The 23,629-nt window shown below is 62.1% G+C and carries 22 protein-coding genes; 18 read left to right on the forward strand and 4 right to left on the reverse strand.

The annotated features are described in order from the left end of the window. Positions 1-52: 52 nt before the first annotated feature. The 4 genes from arcC (at position 53) to gltS (ending at position 4,401) form a co-directional block, all read left to right on the forward strand. Positions 53-982: a carbamate kinase gene (gene arcC / locus ACTJJN_RS04520; protein ID WP_012051341.1), complete on the forward strand. Its 930-nt coding sequence runs from the start codon at positions 53-55 to the stop codon at positions 980-982. A 56-nt stretch (positions 983-1,038) separates the two neighbouring features. Next, positions 1,039-1,407 carry a DUF5064 family protein gene (locus ACTJJN_RS04525; protein WP_012051340.1) on the forward strand — a complete coding sequence of 123 codons (369 nt, stop codon included), beginning with the start codon at positions 1,039-1,041 and terminating at the stop codon, positions 1,405-1,407. Between the two features lie 152 nt (positions 1,408-1,559). Beyond that, entirely contained in the window at positions 1,560-3,068 is a 1,509-nt protein-coding gene (locus tag ACTJJN_RS04530; protein ID WP_012051339.1) for a sigma-54-dependent transcriptional regulator, read from the forward strand. A gap of 127 nt (positions 3,069-3,195) precedes the next feature. Beyond that, positions 3,196-4,401 carry a sodium/glutamate symporter gene (gltS, locus tag ACTJJN_RS04535; RefSeq protein ID WP_012051338.1) on the forward strand — a complete coding sequence of 402 codons (1,206 nt, stop codon included), beginning with the start codon at positions 3,196-3,198 and terminating at the stop codon, positions 4,399-4,401. Positions 4,402-4,462: 61 nt separating this feature from the next. Here gltS and ACTJJN_RS04540 read toward each other — a convergent pair whose 3' ends face one another. Together ACTJJN_RS04540 and ACTJJN_RS04545 are read right to left on the reverse strand one after the other, a co-directional pair. After that, positions 4,463-5,104, reverse strand: a complete 642-nt coding sequence (locus ACTJJN_RS04540) for a DUF1109 domain-containing protein (protein ID WP_012051337.1) — start codon at positions 5,102-5,104, stop codon at positions 4,463-4,465. Next, positions 5,094-5,678, reverse strand: a complete 585-nt coding sequence (locus tag ACTJJN_RS04545; RefSeq protein WP_012051336.1) for a sigma-70 family RNA polymerase sigma factor — start codon at positions 5,676-5,678, stop codon at positions 5,094-5,096. Before ACTJJN_RS04545 ends, ACTJJN_RS04540 begins: the two co-directional genes overlap by 11 nt. A 224-nt stretch (positions 5,679-5,902) precedes the next feature. Here ACTJJN_RS04545 and ACTJJN_RS04550 point away from each other — a divergent pair, with 224 nt between their 5' ends. The 10 genes from ACTJJN_RS04550 to ACTJJN_RS04595 all read left to right on the forward strand — a co-directional run bounded on the left by ACTJJN_RS04550 (position 5,903) and on the right by ACTJJN_RS04595 (position 15,604). Further along, positions 5,903-6,190 carry a BufA1 family periplasmic bufferin-type metallophore gene (locus tag ACTJJN_RS04550; protein ID WP_012051335.1) on the forward strand — a complete coding sequence of 96 codons (288 nt, stop codon included), beginning with the start codon at positions 5,903-5,905 and terminating at the stop codon, positions 6,188-6,190. A 16-nt stretch (positions 6,191-6,206) separates the two neighbouring features. Then, positions 6,207-7,040 carry an MNIO family bufferin maturase gene (bufB, locus tag ACTJJN_RS04555; protein WP_012051334.1) on the forward strand — a complete coding sequence of 278 codons (834 nt, stop codon included), beginning with the start codon at positions 6,207-6,209 and terminating at the stop codon, positions 7,038-7,040. Beyond that, a complete protein-coding gene (locus ACTJJN_RS04560) occupies positions 7,037-7,810 on the forward strand; it encodes an HvfC/BufC N-terminal domain-containing protein (protein WP_012051333.1) in 774 nt (257 codons plus the stop codon). Before bufB ends, ACTJJN_RS04560 begins: the two co-directional genes overlap by 4 nt. Beyond that, the gene (locus ACTJJN_RS04565; RefSeq protein WP_012051332.1) at positions 7,803-8,270 is read left to right on the forward strand and encodes a DoxX family protein; all 468 of its coding nucleotides are present in this window, start codon (positions 7,803-7,805) and stop codon (positions 8,268-8,270) included. The genes ACTJJN_RS04560 and ACTJJN_RS04565 overlap by 8 nt, the downstream gene beginning before the upstream one ends. 305 nt (positions 8,271-8,575) lie before the next feature. Continuing rightward, positions 8,576-8,959: a glycine cleavage system protein GcvH gene (gcvH, locus tag ACTJJN_RS04570; RefSeq protein ID WP_003255087.1), complete on the forward strand. Its 384-nt coding sequence runs from the start codon at positions 8,576-8,578 to the stop codon at positions 8,957-8,959. Between the two features lie 11 nt (positions 8,960-8,970). Beyond that, positions 8,971-11,826 (forward strand): aminomethyl-transferring glycine dehydrogenase, encoded by a 2,856-nt coding sequence (gene gcvP / locus ACTJJN_RS04575; RefSeq protein WP_012051331.1) that lies wholly within the window; start codon positions 8,971-8,973, stop codon positions 11,824-11,826. A gap of 106 nt (positions 11,827-11,932) precedes the next feature. Further along, positions 11,933-13,309 carry an L-serine ammonia-lyase gene (locus ACTJJN_RS04580; protein WP_004575653.1) on the forward strand — a complete coding sequence of 459 codons (1,377 nt, stop codon included), beginning with the start codon at positions 11,933-11,935 and terminating at the stop codon, positions 13,307-13,309. Positions 13,310-13,336: 27 nt separating this feature from the next. After that, positions 13,337-14,458, forward strand: a complete 1,122-nt coding sequence (gene gcvT, locus ACTJJN_RS04585) for a glycine cleavage system aminomethyltransferase GcvT (protein ID WP_012051330.1) — start codon at positions 13,337-13,339, stop codon at positions 14,456-14,458. Between the two features lie 357 nt (positions 14,459-14,815). After that, complete coding sequence (locus ACTJJN_RS04590; protein ID WP_003255093.1) at positions 14,816-15,025, forward strand: cold-shock protein; 210 nt, start codon at positions 14,816-14,818, stop codon at positions 15,023-15,025. 90 nt (positions 15,026-15,115) lie between these two features. Further along, positions 15,116-15,604 (forward strand): RDD family protein, encoded by a 489-nt coding sequence (locus ACTJJN_RS04595; RefSeq protein WP_012051329.1) that lies wholly within the window; start codon positions 15,116-15,118, stop codon positions 15,602-15,604. Positions 15,605-15,752: 148 nt separating this feature from the next. Here the strand turns inward: ACTJJN_RS04595 and lptG are convergent, their stop codons facing one another. Next, positions 15,753-16,814, reverse strand: a complete 1,062-nt coding sequence (gene lptG / locus ACTJJN_RS04600; RefSeq protein WP_012051328.1) for an LPS export ABC transporter permease LptG — start codon at positions 16,812-16,814, stop codon at positions 15,753-15,755. Continuing rightward, on the reverse strand, positions 16,807-17,922 hold the full coding sequence (gene lptF, locus ACTJJN_RS04605) for an LPS export ABC transporter permease LptF (protein WP_004575655.1): 1,116 nt from the start codon (positions 17,920-17,922) through the stop codon (positions 16,807-16,809). Before lptF ends, lptG begins: the two co-directional genes overlap by 8 nt. 301 nt (positions 17,923-18,223) lie before the next feature. On the opposite strand from lptF, the gene ACTJJN_RS04610 reads away from it, so the two are divergent. The 4 genes from ACTJJN_RS04610 (at position 18,224) to ACTJJN_RS04625 (ending at position 23,585) form a co-directional block, all read left to right on the forward strand. Beyond that, positions 18,224-19,717 carry a leucyl aminopeptidase gene (locus ACTJJN_RS04610; protein ID WP_012051326.1) on the forward strand — a complete coding sequence of 498 codons (1,494 nt, stop codon included), beginning with the start codon at positions 18,224-18,226 and terminating at the stop codon, positions 19,715-19,717. Between the two features lie 50 nt (positions 19,718-19,767). Continuing rightward, positions 19,768-20,196 carry a DNA polymerase III subunit chi gene (locus tag ACTJJN_RS04615; RefSeq protein ID WP_010952168.1) on the forward strand — a complete coding sequence of 143 codons (429 nt, stop codon included), beginning with the start codon at positions 19,768-19,770 and terminating at the stop codon, positions 20,194-20,196. Positions 20,197-20,201: 5 nt separating this feature from the next. Continuing rightward, complete coding sequence (locus ACTJJN_RS04620; protein WP_003255102.1) at positions 20,202-20,567, forward strand: hypothetical protein; 366 nt, start codon at positions 20,202-20,204, stop codon at positions 20,565-20,567. 171 nt (positions 20,568-20,738) lie between these two features. Beyond that, a complete protein-coding gene (locus ACTJJN_RS04625; RefSeq protein ID WP_003255103.1) occupies positions 20,739-23,585 on the forward strand; it encodes a valine--tRNA ligase in 2,847 nt (948 codons plus the stop codon). The last annotated feature ends 44 nt before the right edge of the window (positions 23,586-23,629 follow it).

The raw sequence follows: 23,629 nt of genomic DNA on the forward strand, positions 1-23,629 counted from the left end.
GGAGCGGGGCGGTCCGAGCGCAGCGTCCCCTCTTTCATCAAAGGACATTACCATGCGTATCGTTGTTGCATTGGGCGGCAACGCCCTGCTTCGTCGCGGCGAGCCCATGACCGCTGACAACCAGCGCGCCAATATCCGCACCGCCACCGAACAGATCGCCAAGATTCACCCTGGCAACGAGCTGGTCATCGCCCACGGCAACGGCCCGCAAGTGGGTCTGCTGTCGCTTCAGGCCCTGTCGTACAAGCCAGACGAGGCCTACCCGCTGGACGTGCTGGGTGCCGAAACCGAAGGCATGATCGGCTACATGATCGAACAGGAACTGGGCAACCTGCTGGACTTTGAAGTGCCGTTCGCCACCCTGCTGACACAGGTGGAAGTGGACGCCAACGACCCGGCCTTCAAGGACCCGACCAAGTTCATCGGCCCGGTCTACAGCAAGGAAGAGGCCGAGCGCCTGGCCAAGGAAAAGGGCTGGGTGGTCAAGGCCGACGGCGACAAGTACCGCCGCGTGGTAGCCAGCCCGAAACCCAAGCGTATCTTCGAAATTCGCCCGATCAAGTGGCTGCTGGAAAAAAGCAGCATCGTGATTTGCGCAGGCGGTGGCGGCATCCCCACCCTGTACGATGAAAACGGCAAGCTCAAAGGCATCGAGGCGGTGATCGACAAAGACCTGTGCTCGGCGCTGCTGGCCGAGCAATTGGAAGCCGACCTTCTGATTATCGCCACCGACGTCGATGCAGCCTACATTGACTGGGGCAAGCCGACGCAGAAGGCCATCGCCCAGGCCCACCCGGACGCGTTGGAAACGCTGGGGTTTGCCGCCGGCTCCATGGGGCCGAAAGTGCAGGCTGCCTGCGACTTTGCCCGCAACACCGGCAAGGTGGCGGTGATCAGTTCGCTGGAGAACATCGAAGACATCGTCAAAGGCACGGCCGGCACTCGGGTTTCCACCGAGAAGCCGGGGATCAGCTACCGTTGAATGCAGTCGGCGGGCTTACGCGGCCCGCCATTTTCGACCTTCCAAAGGAGATAGCCATGGCCCAGTATCAGCCCGGTCATGTACACATCGAGCGCTCTGCGCTGAACAACGCCGACCACAGCTATGACCTGAACATCGAGTACGAGGCCGTGTCGGACCCCAAGGAAGGCAGAGGCATTCAGTTCCACATGCATGGCAGCATCGAAGGCAAGACGGTGGAAGAAAAGTTCTTCCTGGCCAAGGACCAGGCCTTGCCCAGCTTCCTCATGTTACTGACCCGCAAGGCGCAGTCGTATCTGGCGCCGCCGAAGAAGTTCGAGACCCTGAGTTCGCCGCACAAGCTCTATGACCATATGTTTGCGGACATCCGCGAAAAGCTCGAGGTGAAATCGGGCGACCCGATCAAACCTGAACATCTGGAGTGACCCTTTTCGCGAGCAAGCCCGCCCCCGCATGGACAGCAGCAACCCTGTGGGAGTGGGAGCGGGCGCGCCCGCGAATGCGCCACCGCCGACCTTGGGCCTGAACCCCGTCTCAGGGCATACTGGCGGCCTCCGTCGCCAACTGTTCGAACCCCATGCGCATCCACGTCAGCTTCATCGACCGCGTCGGCATCACCCAGGAAGTCCTCGCCCTGCTCGGTGCCCGCAACCTCAACCTGGACGCCGTGGAGATGGTCCCGCCGAACGTCTACATCGACGCCCCCACCCTCAGCCCCGCCGTACTCGAAGAACTGCACGACGCGCTGTTCGAAGTACAGGGTGTGCAATCGGTGGACGTGGTCGACATCCTCCCCGGCCAGCGCCGCCACCTGCAGCTCGATGCCCTGCTGGCCGCCATGAGCGATCCGGTGCTGGCGGTAGACAGCGCAGGCCTGGTGCTGTTGGCCAACCCGGCGCTGATCGAACTGTGCGGCCGCGAATCTGCCGGGCGCTCGGTGGGTGAGCTGTTTGGCGACCCCGCGCTGCTGCAAGCGCTGCTGGACAACAACTTCCACCTGCCCATGCGCGAAATGCAGCTGAACGGCCATAGCCTGCTGCTGGACGCCATGCCGATTACCAACGCCGGTGGCCTGCTGACGCTGTACCCCCCCTCGCGCATGGGCGAACGCCTGTCGGCCTTGCACCACGACCACGCCGAAGGCTTCGATGCCTTGCTGGGCGAGTCGCCGGCCATCCGCACCCTCAAGGCCCGCGCCTTACGCGTGGCTGCGCTCGATGCACCGCTGCTGGTGCATGGCGAGACCGGCACCGGCAAAGAACTGGTCGCCCGCGCCTGCCATGCCGTCAGCAGCCGCCACGCGGCCCCGTTCCTGGCGCTGAACTGCGCCGCGCTGCCCGAGAGCCTGGCCGAAAGCGAGCTGTTCGGCTACGCGCCCGGGGCCTTTACCGGCGCGCAACGCGGTGGCAAGCCTGGGCTGATGGAACTGGCCAACCAGGGCACCGTGTTTCTCGATGAAATTGGTGAAATGTCGCCCTACCTGCAGGCCAAGCTGCTGCGTTTTCTCAGCGATGGCAGCTTCCGCCGGGTGGGTGGCGACCGTGAAGTGAAGGTGGATGTGCGCATCATCAGCGCCACCCACCGCGATCTGGAGCGCATGGTCGCCGAAGGCAGCTTTCGCGAAGACCTGTTCTACCGCCTGAACGTGCTTAACCTGGAGGTACCGCCGCTTCGCGACCGTGGCCAGGACATCCTGATGCTGGCGCACTTCTTCATGCAGCAGGCGTGCACGCAGATCCAGCGCCCAGCCTGTCGGCTGACCCCCTCCACCCATTCGGCACTGCTGGCCAACCCTTGGCCGGGCAATGTGCGCCAATTGCAGAACGTGATTTTCCGCGCCGCGGCTATCTGCGAGGGCAACCTGGTGGATATCGGCGACCTGGACATCGCCGGCACCTCGGTGGCACGCGGGCAAGATGGCGAAGTGGCCAGCCTGGAACAGGCTGTAGGTGATTTCGAGCGCGAGCTGTTACAGCGTTTGTATGCCAGCTACCCGTCAACACGGCAACTGGCCGGGCGCTTGCAAACTTCGCACACGGCTATCGCGCAGAGGCTGCGTAAATATGGAATACCCGGGAAACCATGACGGCTGTGGTCAAAACCCATAATTGAATCGGACTTTTCCTAGCCGCTCAGCCACATGTAACTGGAGTGCTCCCCGTAGAATGGCGACATTGCAATTTTGCTTGTCACCCTGAACGAAGAGTACCCTGATGTTCGAACTCGATTTTTACGGGACACTGGTAGCTGCCTCGTTGGTACTGCTACTGGGACGCGGCCTGGTTGCACGCATTGGTTTCCTGCGCGCATACAATATCCCGGAGCCTGTTGCAGGCGGCCTGGTCGTTGCCCTGTTACTCCTGGCATTGCGCAATTTCGATGTACACGTCCAATTCGATACCTCGTTGCAAACACCGTTGATGCTGGCATTCTTCGCTACCATCGGCTTGAGTGCAGACTTCGCAAGCCTGAAGAAGGGTGGACGCGTGGTCGCCGTATTCCTTCTGGTGGTGACGGGTTTGCTAATGGTTCAGAATGCCATGGGCATCGGCCTGGCAACAGCGTTGGGGCTCGACCCGCTGATGGGCCTGCTGGCCGGTTCGATCAGCTTGTCGGGTGGCCACGGTACAGGCGCTGCCTGGGGCGCGACCTTCACTGAGCGGTTCGGCCTGGCTTCGGCTTCGGAACTGGCAATGGCCTCTGCCACTTTCGGCCTGGTGTTGGGCGGTTTGATCGGTGGGCCAGTCGCCCGGTTGCTGATCAAACGGGTCGAAACACCTGGCGTGCAAGAAGAGGCACCGCAGTTACCCAAGGGCTTTGAACAACCCGACAGAGAGCGCCTGATCACATCGTTTTCATTTATAGAAACCTTGGCACTTATTGCTGTCAGCTTACTGACGGGCACATTACTTAATGGCTTGTTGAAAGGCACAGCATTCGAACTACCGACCTTCGTTTGCGTACTCTTCGTCGGTGTAGTGTTGCGCAATGGGCTTCGGGCTTTAGGCGTTTACAAAGTATTCGAACGGGAAGTGTCGGTACTGGGCAATGTGAGTTTGTCCCTGTTCCTGGCCATTGCCTTGATGTCGCTCAAGTTGTGGGACCTGGCAGCCCTGGCGTTACCCTTCTTCACCTTGTTGGCCGCACAGACACTGGTCATGGCGCTGTTCGCAATCTTCGTGACGTTCAAGGTAATGGGGCGCAACTACGATGCAGCAGTCCTGGCTGCCGGCCACTGTGGCTTCGGCCTGGGTGCTACACCGACAGCCATCGCCAACATGCAGGCGGTGACACAACGCTATGGTGCCTCGCACCTCGCCTTCCTCGTGGTGCCGATGGTGGGGGCGTTCTTCATCGACATCATCAATGTCATCGTGATCAAGCTGTACCTGGCATTGCCCTGGTTTGTTGCGGGTTAAGCGATCTCACGCTCCCCTTGAATGACATCGTTCTGAGTGGCGTGGGGCCTGCCGGTACAGCCTACCAACGCAGCATGCGGGGGCCCCACCAGGCACCGAATACCGTCGGCAGGAGCATGCCCAGGACATACCACACACCCCAGAACGGTACGCCCATTTCCGGACAATGCAGGCAGTAGGCAACCGTTGCGGTCGAGCCCGCCAGCAGGCCACCGGCAGCGCCCGCTTGCCGTAACCGAGTGGGCGCCAGACCTTTCAGCGCCCAGAACACGGTGACAAAGGCCGGCACCGACAGCAACGTGATATTCAGTGCGCAGGTACGCCATGTGCGCCCGAACAACAGTTCGGCGCGCGCCTCCACAGGCGCCCCGGCGATGCTGACCGCCGCCCCGCACCAGACCAGCAGCAGTGGCAAGCCAAGCATCTTCCAGCCTGCAGCGCCCTTCCCTCCTGGCCTGGCCAAGCGGCTCGTCAACCACAGCCCGATCAACGCCAAGCTGGTTGGAAAGGCGACTTTGCCCCAGAACAACGGGGTTTGTGCGACCTCTGTGATATCACTGCGTACACCGTAAAGGGTAATTGTCAGCAGCAGTGCGGCGGTCAGCCCGCCCAGCACAGCCACTGCCATCCGCCTGCAAACGGCGTGGCGCGGTACTGGCCCTTCGCCTGCGGCCAGCAAGGCGATCAAATCGTCAGTCTTCATGGTTGTTGGCTCCTCCAATCAGCCTGGATAGCGCTTTCAGACCTCGATGTATCCCCACCTTTACCGCTGAACTGGAAAGCCCGGTAAGTTGTGCCGTCTCTTCGACGGACAACCCCTCCAGCTTGACATGAACAATCGGCAGTCGTTGCCGCTCTGGCAGTTGCTTGAGCAGCTTGGTCAGGTCTCGGCTGGCCTCGACTGATTCAACCTCCGAGACGGCAAACAGTTGCGCATCATCGTCCAGCACATCATGCCGGGCGTCGCGACGTGAAACACTTCGCAGATGATCCGCCAGCTTGTAACGGGCGATCGCCTGCACCCAGGCGGTCAACGGCTGCTGCGACTGGTAAGTGTGGCGCGCGTTATGCACCGCCAGCAGCACATCCTGCACCATGTCCTCTATCTCGGCCGGGCGCCTGCTCAGACGGCTGCGCAGAAACGCACGTACATGCAGCGCAAGCGTGCCAAGAAAATCCTGATAGGCCAGCTGGTCGCCTGTCAGCCCACGAAGCAACAGTGCTTTCAACCGGGCCTCGCGAGCCTCGAGCTCATCCTGTGAGTTAGTTCGCTGCATGGGTCGCCTGGGTTACACCCTGAATACAATTGACTTGATTCATCCGCTCCCGGCGTGTGGCACGCAGGTGCTGCAAATATGCCACGCCCTTGGCTTCAACATCAGGTCGTGAAGACACGCCCTGAAAAAATTTCTTCCAAGGCTGTAACCCGTTTTACGCAAGGCACGAATTACTCCATGAGCCGCCGGTAAAGACCACGGCCACACGCCCAGGAGATTGACCCATGAAAACCCTCGCCCTCACCACTGCTGCACTCGCGCTCGCCTCGCTTGCAGGCGTTGCCATGGCGGCCGACAGCACGCAACCCGCAGGCAGTGGCGCTGCCATGGAAAAATGCTACGGCGTCGCCATGGCAGGAAAGAACGATTGCAAGGCCGGCGCCGGCACCAGTTGCGCCGGCAGTGCGAAGAAGGACTACGACGGCATGCACTGGAAAAACGTCCCCGCCGGCACCTGCACATCGATCAAGACACCCGCCGGCATGGGCTCGCTGACACCTATCAAGTCTTGATCAGGGGAAACCGACCATGAACGCAGACGCACGAATGGGCGCCGGAATCAGCCTGAAGGCCGAGTACTACGACCAGGCGCTGGCGTGCAATCTCGAAGGGCTCTGGTTTGAGGTTCACCCGGAGAACTACATGGTCGGTGGCCCTCGCCTTGCCTGGCTGAACCGAATCGCAACACTTCACCCGGTCTCATTGCATGGTGTAGCACTTTCGCTTGCGGCTGACGCGCCCCCCGATCAGGACCATTTGCAGCGTCTGCGCGCACTGTGCGATCAGATCGAACCGGTACTTGTGTCAGAGCACCTGGCCTGGTCCACCTGGCAGGGGCACTACCATCCAGACCTGCTGCCATTTCCCCGCAGCAACGAAGCCCTGCAGCGCATCGCTGAAAACATCCAGCGATGCCAGGAGGTATTGGGCCGGCGTATATCCATCGAAAACCCCAGTCATTACTTGCAGCTGCAGGGCCATGACTGGGACGAGATCGACTTTCTTGACGAACTGACACGTCGCACCGGTTGTGGCCTGCTGCTGGACATCAACAACGTCTATGTGAGTGCTCACAATCTGGGGTTTTCGGCAACTGCCTACCTGGACCGCTTTCCAGCGCAAGCCATCACAGAAGTTCATCTGGCCGGGCACAGCGATGATGACCAAGGCAGCCTGTTGATCGACTCTCATGATGCGCTGGTGGCCGAGCCTGTGTGGGCGCTGTACCGCCAACTGGTTTCCCGTGTCGGCCCGCGCCCGACACTCATTGAACGTGACGACAAGCTTCCCCCGTTCACCGAGCTGCTTGCTGAACGGTCCATCGCACAGTCGATCATGTCTTGCCCAGGTGTATTGCCATGAACCTTTCCCTTGGTCAGTTCCAGCAAGCGTTCATCGAGGCGCTCTATTCCCGTCCTGCTCCCGAGCTTTCAGGAGTGACCGAACAAGCGGCGTTCGCGGTTTATCGCAACACGGTGTTGGCCGGCTGCGTGGATGCGCTGCGCGCTAACTTTCCGAGCGTGTGCACACTCGTCGGGCGCGCCTGGATGGATGAGACCGCGGCAATTTATGCGCGGCAATTTCCCCCCAGCGATCCCCGGCTGATCTGCTATGGCGCAACCTTCCCGGATTTCCTCGAAGACATTCAGTCACAGCACGCTGTGCCGTATCTGGCGGATGTCGCCCGCCTGGACCTGCATTGGACAGAAGCCTTCAGCGCGCCGTACGAAACGTGCCTGAACCTTGTCGACCTGGCAGGCATGACCCCCAGCGACCTTGATCACGGTTGCTTGCCCCCCCGTGCCAGTGCTCGCTGGTACTGGTGCGAGGCGCACCCTGTGTACACCCTGTGGCGCTGCGCCCGCGAGCAGGTTGCCTGGCCCGATGACCAGCCATGGGTGGGCGAAGGGGTGCTGTTTGTCGGCACCGCTGATGGCGTATGCCACCAGCCACTGGGAAAAGGTGGCCATGCGTTTCTCAGGGCCTGTGCTGCCGGACAGTCGCTGATGCAGGCCTCGGAACTGGCGCGACACGCTGAAACCGACCTGGATTTCACCGAGATGCTCGGGCGCCTGATGACAGCCCAGGCTTTTCGCCCACTTGCCTTCACAGGAGAACACCATCATGGCTAGTGCCGACTTCACGCCCCCGGCCAGCAGCCTGCGGCGCGCCTGGAACCACATTGCACAGAGCCTCGAGCACCGTTTGAGCGATGACTTATTATGCATGGTCGCCCGGTTCGGGATCGCCTCGGTATTCTTTCTTTCCGGGCGCACCAAAGTGGAAGGTTTACTTACCCTCACACCCGGCACCTATGAGCTGTTCCGCACCGAGTACGCGCTGCCGCTACTCTCGCCCTGGCTTGCAGCGCACCTGGCCGCCTACGCTGAGCACTTGTTCCCGCTATTGCTGGTGCTCGGGCTGATGACCCGGCTATCAGCGCTGGCACTGCTGGGCATGACGTTGGTGATCGAAGTGTTCGTCTACCCCGATGCGTGGCCTACCCACCTGACCTGGGCAGGGCTCTTGCTGCTCCTGGTCGCCCGTGGCGCCGGCGCGTTTTCGCTGGATCATTTGCTGAAAGTGAGATGACCGGAGGCCATTGGCACCAGGCCTGTCGGGCACCATATGTATCGTTTTCAATACGTCGTAACGAAAACGATACATACCCTCCTCGACGTGGGTGCACAAGGGTTTGATGCTCAAACCCTTTTCCTCCCATGAGCACCTGTAACGATATCATTCCATACGAAAAATACGGCTTCTCTGCCTATTTACGTAATCTATTGATAAATAAGAAGTTTTATAGGTTGGCTGCATTATTGCTAAGGGAATCCTACCCTAAGAGCGCGGCGCCACCGCGCCCCCCCCAACGCCCTGCTTCCCGAGGATTCCCCATGAGCGAGTTGCGTTTCACTGAAGATCACGAATGGCTGCGCGTCGAAGCCGATGGCAGCGTCACCGTGGGCATCACCGCCTACGCCCAGAATGCCCTGGGCGACGTGGTTTTCGTGCAACTGCCAGAGTTGCAGCAGTATGAGAAAGGCAGCGAAGCGTCCACCGTCGAATCGGTCAAGGCCGCCAGCGGCGTGTACATGCCACTGACGGGTGAAGTGGTCGAGGTCAACGGCCAGCTTGAAGACAGCCCGGAACTGGTCAACGAAGACCCGATGGGCGAAGGCTGGTTCTTCCGCTTCATCCCTGCCGATGCAGAAGCCGTAACCGCTCTGCTCGACCAGGACGCCTACGACCGCCTGCTCAAAGCCAACGACGACGCCTGAGGAACCCCACCATGACCATCAACCTCGGCACCGCCAACGAATTCATCGCCCGTCACATAGGCCCGCGCGCCGCTGACGAACAGGCCATGCTCACTGCACTGGGCTTCGACTCGCTGGACGCCATGACCGCTGCGGTCATCCCCGACAGCATCAAAGGCACCAGCGTGCTTGGCTCGCACGACGGCCAGAGCGAGGCCGACGCACTCGCCGCACTCAAGGCCATCGCCGGCAAGAACCAGCTGTTCAAAAGCTACATCGGCCAGGGCTACTACAACACCCACACCCCGGCACCGATCCTGCGCAACCTGCTGGAAAACCCGGCCTGGTACACCGCCTACACCCCGTATCAACCAGAAATTTCCCAAGGCCGCCTGGAAGCGCTGCTGAACTTCCAGACCCTGATCAGCGACCTCACCGGCCTGCCGATCGCCAACGCCTCCTTGCTCGACGAAGCCACGGCTGCGGCCGAGGCCATGACCTTCTGCAAGCGCCTGTCGAAGAACAAATCCAGCCATGCCTTCTTCGCCTCCGTGCATTGTCACCCGCAAACCCTCGACGTGCTGCGCACCCGTGCCGAGCCGTTGGGTATCGAGGTTGTGGTTGGCGACGAACGCGAGCTGGGCGACGTCAGCGCCTTCTTCGGCGCCCTGCTGCAATACCCGGCCAGCAACGGTGAAGTGTTCGACTACCGCGAGGTCGTGCAGCGCTTCCACGCGGCCAACGCCCTGGTCGCCGTAGCGGCAGACCTGCTGGCCCTGACCCTGCTGACCCCACCGGGCGAGTTCGACGCCGACGTGGCCATCGGCAGCGCCCAGCGCTTCGGCGTGCCACTGGGCTTCGGTGGCCCGCACGCGGCTTACTTCGCCACCCGCGACGCGTTCAAGCGCGATATGCCTGGCCGCTTGGTCGGCGTGTCGATCGACCGCTTCGGCAAAACCGCCCTGCGTCTGGCCATGCAGACCCGCGAGCAACACATCCGCCGCGAAAAGGCTACCAGCAACATCTGCACCGCCCAGGTGCTGCTGGCCAACATCGCCAGCATGTTCGCCGTGTACCACGGCCCTGCCGGCCTCAAGCGCATTGCCGAGCGCACCCATGCCCTGACCGCGATCCTCGCCGCCGGCCTGAAGGCGCTTGGCGTACAAGTGGTGGGCGCCAGCGCCTTCGATACCCTGACCCTGGCCACCGGCACTGCCACCGCCAGCCTGCATGACAAGGCACGCGCCCAGGGCATCAACCTGCGCCAGATCGATGCCGCCCATGTGGGCCTGTCTCTGGACGAAACCAGCACTCAGGCTGACGTCGAATCGCTGTGGCAGCTGTTGGGTGGCGAGCAGGCACAGCCTGATTTCACCGCACTGGTAGCCAGCACCGGTTCCCTGCTGCCTGCCGCCCTGCTGCGCCAGTCGGCCATCCTCGAACACCCGGTGTTCAACCGCTACCACAGCGAAACGGAGCTGATGCGCTACCTGCGCCGCCTGGCCGACAAGGACCTGGCGCTGGACCGCAGCATGATCCCGCTGGGCTCGTGCACCATGAAGCTGAACGCCGCCAGCGAGATGATCCCGGTCACCTGGGCCGAGTTCGGCAACCTGCACCCATTTGCCCCGGCCGAGCAGAGCCAGGGCTACCTGCAGATGACCACCGAACTGGAGGCCATGCTGTGCGCGGCCACTGGCTATGATGCCGTATCGCTGCAGCCCAACGCCGGCTCGCAGGGCGAATACGCCGGGCTGTTGGCGATCCGCGCCTACCACCGCAGCCGGGGTGAAGGCCACCGCGATATCTGCCTGATCCCGTCGTCGGCCCATGGCACCAACCCGGCCACCGCACACATGGCTGGCATGCGTGTCGTGGTTACCGCCTGTGACGCCCGTGGCAACGTCGATGTCGAGGACCTGCGCGCCAAAGCCATCGAGCACCGCGAGCGCCTGGCCGCAATCATGATCACCTACCCGTCGACCCACGGCGTGTTCGAGGAAGCGATCGGCGAAATCTGCGCGATCATCCACGACAACGGTGGCCAGGTGTACATCGACGGCGCCAACATGAACGCCATGGTCGGACTGTGCGCACCCGGCAAGTTCGGCGGCGACGTTTCCCACCTGAACCTGCACAAGACCTTCTGCATCCCGCACGGTGGTGGTGGCCCGGGCGTAGGCCCGATTGGCGTCAAGTCGCACCTGGCGCCGTTCCTGCCAGGCCATGCACAGCTGGAAAACACCCAAGGCGCGGTATGCGCTGCGCCGTTCGGTAGCGCCAGCATCCTGCCGATCACATGGATGTATATCCGCATGATGGGCGGTGCCGGCCTCAAACGTGCCTCGCAGATGGCAATCCTCAACGCCAACTACATCGCCCGCCGCCTGGAAGAGCACTATCCTGTTCTGTATACCGGCGGTAACGGCCTGGTGGCTCACGAGTGCATTCTCGACCTGCGCCCACTGAAGGACACCAGCGGCATCAGTGTCGACGACGTGGCCAAGCGGTTGATCGACTTTGGCTTCCACGCCCCGACCATGTCCTTCCCGGTGGCTGGCACGCTGATGATCGAACCGACCGAAAGCGAGTCCAAAGAAGAACTGGACCGCTTCTGCAACGCGATGATCCAGATCCGCGAAGAAATCCGCGCGGTGGAGGACGGTAGCCTGGACAAGGACGACAACCCGCTGAAAAACGCACCGCACACTGCGGCTGAGCTGGTTGGCGAATGGACCCATGGCTACAGCCGCGAGCAGGCGGTATACCCCTTGGCGAGCCTGGTGGAAGGCAAGTACTGGCCGCCGGTCGGCCGGGTCGACAACGTGTTCGGCGACCGCAACCTGGTGTGCGCCTGCCCGTCGATCGAGAGCTATCAGGACGCCTGATAGCCCTTCCCCGCCACCTGGCTTGGGTGGCGGACTCTGTGTAGGCGCGGGTTCACCCGCGCCTACAGGGCTCAACGTCCGCCCAACAAACTGGCAGGAGGTCAACATGTCACTGAGCGTCTTCGACCTGTTCAAGATCGGCATCGGCCCCTCCAGCTCCCACACGGTCGGCCCGATGCGCGCCGCTGCGCGGTTTGCCGAAGGGCTGCGCCGTGACGGCCTGCTGGCCCGCACCGCCAGCGTCAAAGCCGAGCTGTATGGCTCACTGGGCGCCACAGGCAAAGGCCACGGCAGTGACAAAGCCGTGCTGCTGGGCCTTGAAGGCGAACACCCGGACATTATCGACACCGACAGCATTCCCGCCCGCCTGCAGGTCATCCGCGACAGCGGACGCATCAACCTGCTGGGCGAACACAGCATTGCGTTCATCGAAAAGCAGCACCTGGCGATGATCCGCAAGCCGTTGGACTACCACCCCAACGGCATGATATTTCGCGCCTTCGACGACGCAGGCCTGCAAATCCGAAGCCGCGAGTATTACTCGGTAGGCGGTGGTTTCGTGGTCGACGAGGACGCTGCCGGCCATGACCGCATCGTCGAAGACACCACGGTGCTGGCCTATCCGTTCAAGACCGCCAAGGCGCTCCTCGGCCACTGCACCGCGCATGACCTGTCGGTGAGCCAGGTCATGCTGGCCAACGAGACCGCCTGGCGCCCTGAAGCAGAAACCCGAGCCGGGCTGCTGCGCATCTGGCAGGTGATGCAAGATTGCGTCGCGGCAGGTTGCCAGCATGAGGGCATATTACCGGGAGGGCTCAAGGTCAAACGCCGCGCACCGGCCCTGTACCGCCAACTGAGCGGCCACCCGGAAGCCAGCCTGCGTGATGCCCTGTCAGTGCTCGACTGGGTCAACCTCTACGCCTTGGCGGTGAACGAGGAAAACGCCTACGGCGGTCGTGTGGTCACCGCCCCTACCAATGGTGCAGCGGGCATCGTCCCGGCAGTCCTTCACTACTACATGCGCTTCGTCCCCGGTGCCAGCGAGGACGGGGTGGTGCGCTTTCTGCTCACCGCCGCAGCCATCGGCATCCTGTACAAGGAAAACGCCTCCATCTCCGGGGCCGAAGTGGGCTGTCAGGGCGAGGTCGGCGTTGCCTGTTCGATGGCCGCTGGGGCGCTGTGCGAAGTGATGGGCGGTAGCGTGCAGCAGGTGGAGAACGCAGCCGAAATAGGCATGGAACACAACCTGGGCCTGACCTGCGACCCGATAGGCGGCCTCGTACAGGTGCCCTGTATCGAGCGCAATGCCATGGGCTCGGTGAAGGCCATCAACGCGGTACGCATGGCCCTGCGCGGCGACGGGCAGCACTACGTGTCGCTGGACAAGGTCATCCGCACCATGCGCCAGACCGGCGCCGACATGAAAAGCAAATACAAAGAGACCGCCCGTGGCGGCCTGGCCGTCAACATCATCGAATGTTGACCCAACAATGACAGCAAGGAGTCATCGATGTCCGAAACACTGCTCAAGACCCCACTGCATGCCTTGCACCTGGAACTGGGTGCACGCATGGTGCCGTTCGCCGGCTACGACATGCCGGTGCAGTACCCGCTGGGCGTGCTCAAGGAACACCTGCACACCCGCGAGCAGGCCGGCCTGTTCGACGTCTCGCACATGGGCCAGATCGTTCTGCGTGGCGCTGACGCCGCCAAGGCGCTGGAAAGCCTGGTACCGGTGGACATCATCGACCTGCCGGTGGGCATGCAGCGTTATGCCATGTTCACCAATGAGCAAGGCGGCATTCTCGACGACCTGATGGTGGCCAACCTGGGCGAGGACACCCTGTTCCTGGTAGTCAACGCCGCCTGCAAGGAGCAGGACCTGGCTCACCTGCAATCCCACATTGGCAACCGTTGCGAGGTGCAGCCGCTGTTCGAGGAGCGTGCCCTGCTCGCCCTGCAAGGCCCGGCTGCAGTCAAGGTGCTGGAACGCCTGGCTCCAGAAGTGGCCGGCATGACCTTCATGCAGTTCCGCCGAGTAACACTGCTGGGTGTGGACTGCTTCGTCAGCCGCTCGGGCTACACCGGCGAAGACGGCTACGAGATCTCGGTACCGGTCAACGCTGCCGACGCCCTGGCTCGCCGCCTGCTGGCCGAGCCGGAAGTACAGCCGATCGGCTTGGGCGCACGCGACTCGCTGCGCCTGGAAGCTGGCCTGTGCCTGTATGGCCACGACATGAACAGCGAGACTACGCCGATCGAAGCCAGCCTGCTGTGGGCAATTTCCAAGGTGCGCCGTGCCGAGGGTGCACGGGCTGCCAGCTTCCCGGGTGCCGAGACGATCTTCGCCCACGTGCGCGATGGTGTTGCGCGCAAACGTGTCGGCCTGTTGCCGCAGGAGCGTACGCCTGTTCGTGAAGGTGCGGACATTGTCGACGCAAACGATAAACCGGTAGGCAAAGTGTGCAGCGGGGGCTTTGGCCCGACACTCGCCGCACCTGTCGCCATGGGTTATATCGATAGTGAACATGCAGCACTCGACACCGCACTGTTTGCCGTGGTGCGTGGAAAGAAGGTGGCCTTGAAAGTCAGCAAAATGCCTTTCGTGACACCACGTTACTACCGTGGCTGAAACAGCTTTGTGAAGGTTTTGGGCAGCGTCGACATATTCGTTTTCGAACCTGCCCAATAACTTTTGAACATGGCGCCAGGCCAGGCGCCATGCCGTTTCCGACAAATCGGTCGGTTATCGGCAAGCGGCCAGTTTTCCATACGACCAAGGGCTTGTTTTTCGCTCGGGAGTTGGCGTAGAGTCACTGCACTGTGTTTGCATGGGTCGCAACAGTTCGTGACCTGGGCCAGTAGCCGAGATTTGCTACAACCCGTTCGACGTCTCTTACTTCCTGCAACCCAGCCCAGTAATCTTTCGCTTACAAAAAAGTGCGAAAGAAACTGTCATCAAAATTTAAGCTTCATAGGAAATAAGACAATGGCTGAGCGTCAGAACGGTACCGTCAAGTGGTTCAATGACGAAAAAGGTTACGGCTTCATCACCCCAGAAAGCGGTCCGGATCTGTTCGTGCACTTCCGCGCTATCGAAGGTAGCGGCTTCAAAAGCCTGAAAGAAGGCCAGAAGGTTACCTTTGAAGCAGTTCAGGGCCAGAAAGGCATGCAGGCTGACAAGGTTCAACCTGTCTGATCCAGCGCCAGACTTTGAAAAGCCCCTGCCAAGTGCAGGGGTTTTTTTTTGCCCGTAGAATAGCAGGCTCGTCTTCTGGAGCTGTCCTGCATGTCCAAGCCTCTGCTCACACCCCAGGGTGATTTTCCGCCGGTCGGCCTGGGCCGGCGCCTGGCAGCGATGTTCTATGACTTTCTACTGTGCACCGCGCTGCTGATCGTGACCGCCGGCGCCTACAAGATAATTCAGATGTCGATCATCGGCGAAGCACGTATGCGCGAGCTGACCGAGGCCGGTGCACTGGATGGCGACCCATTGCTGTCTACGGTACTGCTGTTTGCCCTGTTCGGCTTCTTTGCCAAGTTCTGGACCCACGGTGGGCAGACGCTGGGTATGCAGGTATGGGGCGTTCGGGTGCAGAATGCCGATGGCTCGGCCATCAGCCTGTGGCAGGCGCTCTTGCGGTTCGTCGTGTCGATTGCCTCGTGGCTGTGCCTGGGGCTGGGTTTTTTCTGGGTGCTGATCGACAAGCGCAAGCGTGGTTGGCATGACATCTATTCGGAAAGCCAGCTGGTGCGGGTACCTAAACAGAAGAAATGAGCCAGAGGATTGGCGTTGCCGGTTCGGGCCCTTTCCTGATGCCTGCGCGATACCTGTAGGCGCGGGTTTACCCGCGAACGGGCCGGGCCAGATAAACACCCATGAAAAAGCCGACCCTGAGGTCGGCTTTCTTGTGCAGCTCTGGCTATTACCCTGCCCGGCGCAACAACCACACACCGGCCAAGGCACAGATGCCCGCCGGTATCACCACCGCCAGCAGCGGCGGGAAGCCGAATACCTGGCTCGAAGGCCCGAGCAGGTCCTGGCCAATGCGAAACACGAAGCCCACCAGCACACCCGTGAACACGCGCTGACCAAGGGTAACCGAACGCAGCGGGCCAAAGATGAACGAGATCGCCATCAGCACCAGGGCCGCCGTTACCATCGGCTGCAGCACCTTGGTCCAGAACGCCAGCCAGTAGCGGGAGTTGTTCAGGCCCTGATCAGACAAGTAGTGGATGTAATCCCACAACCCGGTAATCGAAAGCGACTCCGGCGCGAGGATCACGGTATTGAGCAGTTCTGGCGTGAGCGAAACATCCCAGCGCTCCTCCGGCGCGTTGACCACCTCGGTGTGGTCGCCACGGAAGTAGGTGGTACGCACATCGGCGAGCAGCCAGTGGTCGTTCTGGTACTGCGCACGGCGGGCAAAGCTCGAGGTGACAATCTTGCGCTCGCTGTCGAAGCGGTAGCGGGTCACGCCCAGCAGCAGGCCATCGGGCTGTACGGCGTTGATGTGCACATACTCCTCGCCCTGGCGGTGCCACATGCCACGTTTGGAGCTCTGTGCTTCACCACCACCCTGGGCCAGGGAACGGTCGGCCTGGGCCTTGTTCTCGGTCACCGGTGCCACATATTCGCCAATCAGCAGCCCCACCAGCATCAGCACCAGCATCGGCTTCATCACCGCCCAGACGATACGGCCGATGGACACGCCAGCCGCACGCATGATGGTCAGCTCGCTGCTGCTGGCCAGACTGCCCAGGCCGATCAGGCAACCGATCAGGGCGGCCATTGGCAGCATTTCATACAGCCGCCGAGGTGCAGTAAGCAGGACAAAGTTGCCTGCCTCCAGCACCGTGTAGGTGTCACTCAGGTCGCCCATCTCATCGATGAAGGCGAAAAGCGAAGCCAGGCCGAGGATGATCCCCAGCACGGCCAGGATGGCCAGCAGCACGCTCTGGCCGATGTATCGATCGAGCTTAGCCATGGGCCACCTCCGCACGGCGGGCGGCGCGTTTGAGGCGCAGCGGCTCCCAATACATCAGGCCAAGGCCAATCAGCAGGAACAGACCGTGTACCCACCACATGCCCAGGGCGATCGGCAGTTTGCCCTTCTCGAGGGCGCCGCGTACGGAAATCAGCATTGTCAGGTAGGCCATGTACAGAAGAATTGCCGGCAGCAGCTTGAGGAAACGGCCCTGGCGCGGGTTGACCCGCGACAGTGGCACCGCCAGCAGGGTGACGACGAACACCAGGATCGGCAGCGACAGCCGCCATTGCAGCTCGGCGCGCTCACGCAGGCCCTCCTTGCCGATCAGTTCGGAGGTGGGAAGCGCTTCGCGCTCGGTCACTTCCTCGGCGACTTCCGGCTTGGGCAGCAGCACACCGTAGGTGTCGTACTTGATGGCGCGGTAGTCGGCCTGGCCCGGGTTGCCGTCGTAGCGGTAACCGTTTTCCAGCACCAGATAGCGGTTGCCGTCGGCCTGGATTTCCTGGTGGCCTTTCTCGGCGACCAGCACCGACGGGGCGCGATCCTTGGTCTTGTCTTGGTTGAAGCGCTTCTCGGAGATGAACACCCCGCCCAGGTTGATGCGGTCATCCGACAGTTGCTCGGTATAGGTTACCCGCGAGCCATCACGCAAGGTCTGGAAGCGGCCCGGGACCAAGGTGTCGAACTCGGTCAGGGCATCCTGCTGGCTGATGATCTGCTGCACCTGGGCCACGCCCAGCGGGGCCAGGCTCAGGCTCAGCCAGGCCACCAGCAGGGCAACCAGGGCAGCCGGCGCCATGGTCATGCCCAGCAGGCGCTGCTGGCTCATGCCAGTGGCCGACAGCACGGTCATCTCACTTTCCAGGTACAGGCGCCCGTAAGCCAGGAGGATGCCGAGGAACAGCCCCAGAGGCAGGATCAGTTGCAGGAAGCCTGGCAAGCGGAAGCCCATGATCAGGAACAACACGCCAGGGTCGAGCACGCCCTGGGCAGCCTGGGCCAGGTACTTGATGAAGCGCCCGCTCATGATGATCACCAACAGCACAGCGCTGACGGCGCTCAAGGTGACCAGGACCTCGCGGGACAGATAACGAAAGACGATCAAACCAGACACTCCTGGGTTGTCAGGGCGGACTGCCATGCAATGGCGCCAAACAATGACTTAGTACATCCAAGACCAATGCCGGTTCGCCAAAGGCGAACCTCCATGTAAAGTGCGCGCATTATCCTGTGATTGACCGCCCCTGTCACTTGGCCGCGTACGAAGGTGCACAACGGGGTTGTCAGCACGCTTGCCACAGGCTCAAACTGGCAGCTTTTCCGCTGGTGCGCGACGACGCGGCCAGGCCCGTCCAGAGCGCTGGAACACACAGCGCCATTCGTATCGATCATTCGGGGATCCTGACATGGAACTGGTTGTAAAAAGCGTAGCTGCTGCATCCGTAAAAACCGCCACACTGGTCCTTCCGGTAGGTGAAAACCGCAAGCTCGGCGCTGTTGCCAAGGCTGTCGACCAGGCCAGCGAAGGCGCCATCAGCGCCGTGCTCAAGCGCGGCGACCTGGCCGGCAAGCCGGGCCAGACCCTGCTGCTACAGAACCTCCCGGGCCTGAAGGCCGAGCGCGTGCTGCTGGTGGGCAGCGGCAAGGAAGAAGCCTTGGGCGACCGTGCCTGGCGCAAACTGGTGGCCAGTGTCGCTGGCGTGCTCAAGGGCCTGAACGGCACTGACGCAGTACTGGCCCTGGACGATATCGCAGTCAGCAACCGCGACGCCCATTACGGCAAATACCGCCTGCTGGCCGAAACCCTGCTGGACGGCGAATATGTGTTCGACCGATTCAAAAGCCAGAAAGCCGAGCCGCGTGCGCTGAAAAAGGTCACCCTGCTGGCCGACAAAGCCGGACAGGCCGAAGTCGAGCGTGCGGTCAAGCATGCCAGCGCCATCGCCAGCGGCATGGCCTTCACCCGTGACCTCGGCAACCTGCCACCCAACCTTTGCCACCCAAGCTTCCTGGCCGAACAGGCCAAGGAACTGGGCAAGGCGCACAAGGCCCTCAAGGTTGAAGTGCTGGACGAGAAAAAGATCAAGGACCTGGGCATGGGCGCGTTCTACGCCGTGGGCCAGGGCAGCGACCAGCCGCCACGCCTGATCATGCTCAATTACCAGGGCGGCAAAAAGGCCGACAAGCCATTCGTGCTGGTGGGTAAAGGCATTACCTTCGACACCGGTGGCATCAGCCTCAAGCCAGGCGCCGGCATGGATGAAATGAAGTACGACATGTGCGGCGCCGCCAGCGTGTTCGGCACCCTGCGTGCAGTGCTCGAGCTGCAACTGCCGATCAACCTGGTGTGCCTGCTGGCCTGCGCCGAGAACATGCCAAGCGGCGGCGCCACCCGCCCAGGTGACATCGTCACCACCATGAGCGGTCAGACCGTGGAAATCCTCAACACCGACGCTGAAGGCCGCCTGGTGCTGTGCGACACCCTGACCTACGCCGAGCGCTTCAAGCCGCAGGCGGTGATCGACATCGCCACCCTGACCGGCGCCTGCATCGTCGCCCTGGGCAGCCACACCTCCGGCCTGATGGGCAATAACGACGACCTGGTCGGGCAGTTGCTCGATGCCGGCAAGCGCGCCGACGACCGTGCCTGGCAGCTGCCGCTGTTCGATGAATACCAGGAGCAGCTGGACAGCCCGTTCGCCGACATGGGCAACATCGGTGGGCCGAAGGCCGGTACGATCACCGCGGGTTGCTTCCTGTCGCGCTTCGCCAAAGCCTACAACTGGGCGCACATGGACATTGCCGGTACCGCCTGGGTCAGTGGCGGCAAGGACAAAGGCGCCACTGGCCGCCCGGTACCTCTGCTGACCCAGTACCTGCTGGACCGCGCTGGCGCCTGAAGCCGTGAAGCCGGTGGTGCCTTGCGCGCCACCGGCCGGCGATTCCCACCATGAGCAAAGTCGACTTCTACATTCTGCCCACCGACTCGCTGTCGGCGCGGCTCGATTTCGCCTGCAAGCTGTGCGAGAAGGCCTGGCGCCTCGGCCACCGGGTCTATCTGCACTGCCAGGATGCAGAACAGCGCAGTGAACTGGACCAACGCTTGTGGCGCTTCAAGGGCGAGGCCTTCGTGCCCCACGACCTCGCCGAGGTGCATGCCGATGCTGACGTGGTTCTGGGCCTGGCTGACAACGCCGGCGAGCACCACGGCCTGCTGATCAACCTCGGCGCCAGCGTGCCGGGCTTTGTCGGGCAGTTCGAGCGGGTGGCCGAAATCGTTGTTGAAGAGCCGGCTATCCGCCAATCAGCCCGTGAGCGATTCCGTTTCTACCGTGAACAGGGCTATGCTCTGCAAGACCACCGCTTACAGCGACTTTGACGACGATGGACAAGCCCTCCCCTTTGCCCGATTCCGCCCATCTGCTCGATGACCTCGAGTCGATCCGTCAGCTGCTTGGCGACGCCGACCTGCAACCGCCGCTGCTCACCGAGACGGTAGAGCAGATTCCGTTGCTGCTGGACGAAGCCGCCAGCGACCCCGCGGCGCCCGCCGAACCTGTAGCTGCCGAACCCGAGGACGACCCGCAGACCCGCCGCCAGGACACCCTGCTGCACCTGGAAAGCGAGCTGCGCGCCGCAGCGCAGATGATCATGCAGGACGTGATCAACGACTTTACCCCGCATATCGAGAACGAAATCAAGCGCCGGCTGGATGCGCGGATCGAGCGGCTGATCAAGCGTTCCGAGTAGAACCGGGCAACGGTGTCGNAGGTTCTGAGCCTGCGCTTTGCCCGTAAGAGCGGACTTGCCCGCGAAGCAGGCGACTCTGTTCCCACAGTTGTCAGCAGCTTGTCGCCTGCGGCCCCCAGCTTGGTTATACTTCCCGGCTTTCCCGAATAAATGCACAGGGTCCCGCCGCGCATGGATAAGACCTACCAGCCGCACGCAATCGAAACTTCCTGGTACAACACCTGGGAGTCCGAGAACTATTTCGCTCCACAAGGTGCAGGCGAGTCCTACACCATCATGATCCCGCCGCCGAACGTAACCGGCAGCCTGCACATGGGCCACGGGTTCAACAACGCGATCATGGACGCCCTGATCCGTTTCCGCCGCATGCAAGGCCGCGACACCCTGTGGCAGCCGGGTACCGATCACGCGGGTATCGCCACGCAGATGCTGGTCGAGCGCCAACTTGAAGCCAAAGGCCAGAACCGTCATGACCTGGGCCGCGAAAAGTTCCTGGAAAAAGTCTGGGAATGGAAGGATCAGTCCGGCGGCAACATCAGCCGCCAGATTCGCCGCCTGGGCTCATCGGTAGACTGGAGCCGCGAGCGCTTCACCATGGACGACGGCCTCTCCGAAGCGGTTAAAGAAGCGTTCGTGCGCCTGCATGAAGACGGCCTTATCTACCGCGGCAAGCGCCTGGTCAACTGGGACACCAAGCTGCACACGGCCATCTCCGACCTCGAAGTGGAAAACCACGACGAGAAAGGCCACCTGTGGAACCTGCGCTACCCACTGGCCGACGGCGCCAAGACTGCCGAAGGCCAGGACTACCTGGTAGTTGCCACCACGCGTCCGGAAACCCTGCTGGGTGACGCTGCCGTAGCAGTCAACCCGAACGACGAACGCTACCAGGCATTGATCGGCAAATTCGTCGAACTGCCATTGGTCGGCCGCCGCATCCCGATCATCGCCGATGACTACTGCGACCCCGAGTTCGGTACCGGTTGCGTGAAGATCACCCCGGCCCACGACTTCAACGACTACGAAGTCGGCAAGCGCCACAACCTGCCACTGCTGAACATCTTCGACAAGAACGCCTTCGTGCTGGCCAGCGCCCAGGCCTTCAACCTCGACGGCAGCGTTAACGAGCAGGTCGACACCCAATTGCCGGCCCAGTACGCCAACCTTGACCGCTTTGTCGCGCGCAAGCAGATCGTCGCCGACCTGGACGCCCAGGGCCTGCTGGTCAGCATCGACGACCACGCCCTGAAAGTGCCGAAAGGCGACCGTTCCGGCACGGTCATCGAGCCGTGGCTGACCGACCAGTGGTACGTTTCCACCAAGCCGCTGGCAGAGCCTGCCATCGCCGCCGTGGAAGATGGCCGCATCCAGTTCGTGCCCAAGCAATACGAGAACATGTACTTCTCCTGGATGCGCGATATCCAGGACTGGTGCATCAGCCGCCAACTGTGGTGGGGCCACCGCATTCCTGCGTGGTACGACGAGGCCGGCCAGGTCTACGTTGGCCGCAACGAGGAAGAAGTGCGCGCCAAGCACAAGCTGGGCGCCGACGTGGTCCTGCGTCAGGATGACGACGTACTCGACACCTGGTTCAGCTCGGGCCTGTGGACATTCTCCACCCTGGGCTGGCCGGAACAGACCGAATTCCTCAAGAAGTTCCACTCCACCGACGTGCTGGTGACTGGCTTCGACATCATCTTCTTCTGGGTTGCGCGCATGATCATGCTGACCATGCACCTGATCAAGAACGAAGACGGCACCCCGCAGGTACCGTTCAAGACCGTGTACGTGCACGGCCTGGTACGTGACGGCCAGGGCCAGAAGATGTCCAAGTCCAAGGGCAACGTGCTGGACCCGCTGGACATCGTCGACGGCATCACCCTCGACGCCCTGCTGGAAAAACGCACCAGCGGCATGATGCAGCCCAAGCTTGCCGAGAAGATCGCCAAGCAGACCAAGGCCGAGTTCCCCGAAGGTATTGCCAGCTACGGCACCGACGCCCTGCGCTTCACCTTCTGCTCGCTGGCCTCGACAGGCCGCGACATCAAGTTCGACATGGGCCGCGTCGAAGGCTACCGCAACTTCTGCAACAAGATCTGGAACGCTGCCCGCTACGTGCTGGACAAGGGTGAAGACTGCGGCCAGAACGGCGAAGCCTACGAGCTGTCGCTGGCAGACCGCTGGATCATCTCGCAACTTCAGCGTACCGAAGCCGAAGTAACCCGCCAGCTGGAGCAGTTCCGCTTCGACCTGGCCAGCCAGGCGCTGTACGAGTTCATCTGGAACCAGTACTGCGACTGGTACCTGGAGCTGTCCAAACCGGTACTGTGGGACGAAAACGCCCCGGTAGAGCGCGCCCGTGGCACCCGCCGCACCTTGGTGCGCGTGCTGGAAGTGGCACTGCGTCTTGCGCATCCGTTCATGCCGTTCATCACCGAAGAAATCTGGCAGCGCATTGCGCCGCTGGCCGGCATCGACGGCAAGACCATCATGCTGCAGCCATGGCCAGTGGCCAACGAAGCACGCATTGACGCCGCCGCCGAAGGCGACATCGAGTGGCTGAAAGAGTTGATGGTCGGCCTGCGTAATATTCGCGCCGAAATGAACATCGGCCCCGGCAAGCCGCTGCCGCTGTTCCTGAAGAACGCCAACGCCGACGACCAGCGCCGCCTGCAGGAAAACGAAGCGCTGCTGAAGAAGCTGGCCAAGGTCGAGTCGTTCACCGTACTGGGTGATGCCGACGAAGCGCCGCTGTCCGCTACCGCCCTGGTCGGTGACCTGCAAGTGCTGGTGCCAATGGCCGGGCTGATCGACAAGGATGCCGAGCTGGCGCGCCTGAACAAGGAAATCCAGCGTCTGCAAGGTGAAGTGCAACGTGTTGGCGGCAAGCTGTCCAACGCAGCCTTCGTCGACAAGGCCCCGCCTGCGGTGATCGAGAAGGAACGCGCCAAGCTGGCCGAGTCCGAACAGGCCCTGGCCAACTTCACCGAGCAGCATGCGCGGATTGCAGCGCTGTAATCACTAGAGAGACCGTTGGGGCCGCTGCACGGCCCTTTCGCGAC

It is taken from the genome of Pseudomonas sp. 22515 (assembly GCF_052044625.1).
Taxonomy (GTDB): Bacteria; Pseudomonadota; Gammaproteobacteria; order Pseudomonadales; family Pseudomonadaceae; genus Aquipseudomonas; species Aquipseudomonas alloputida.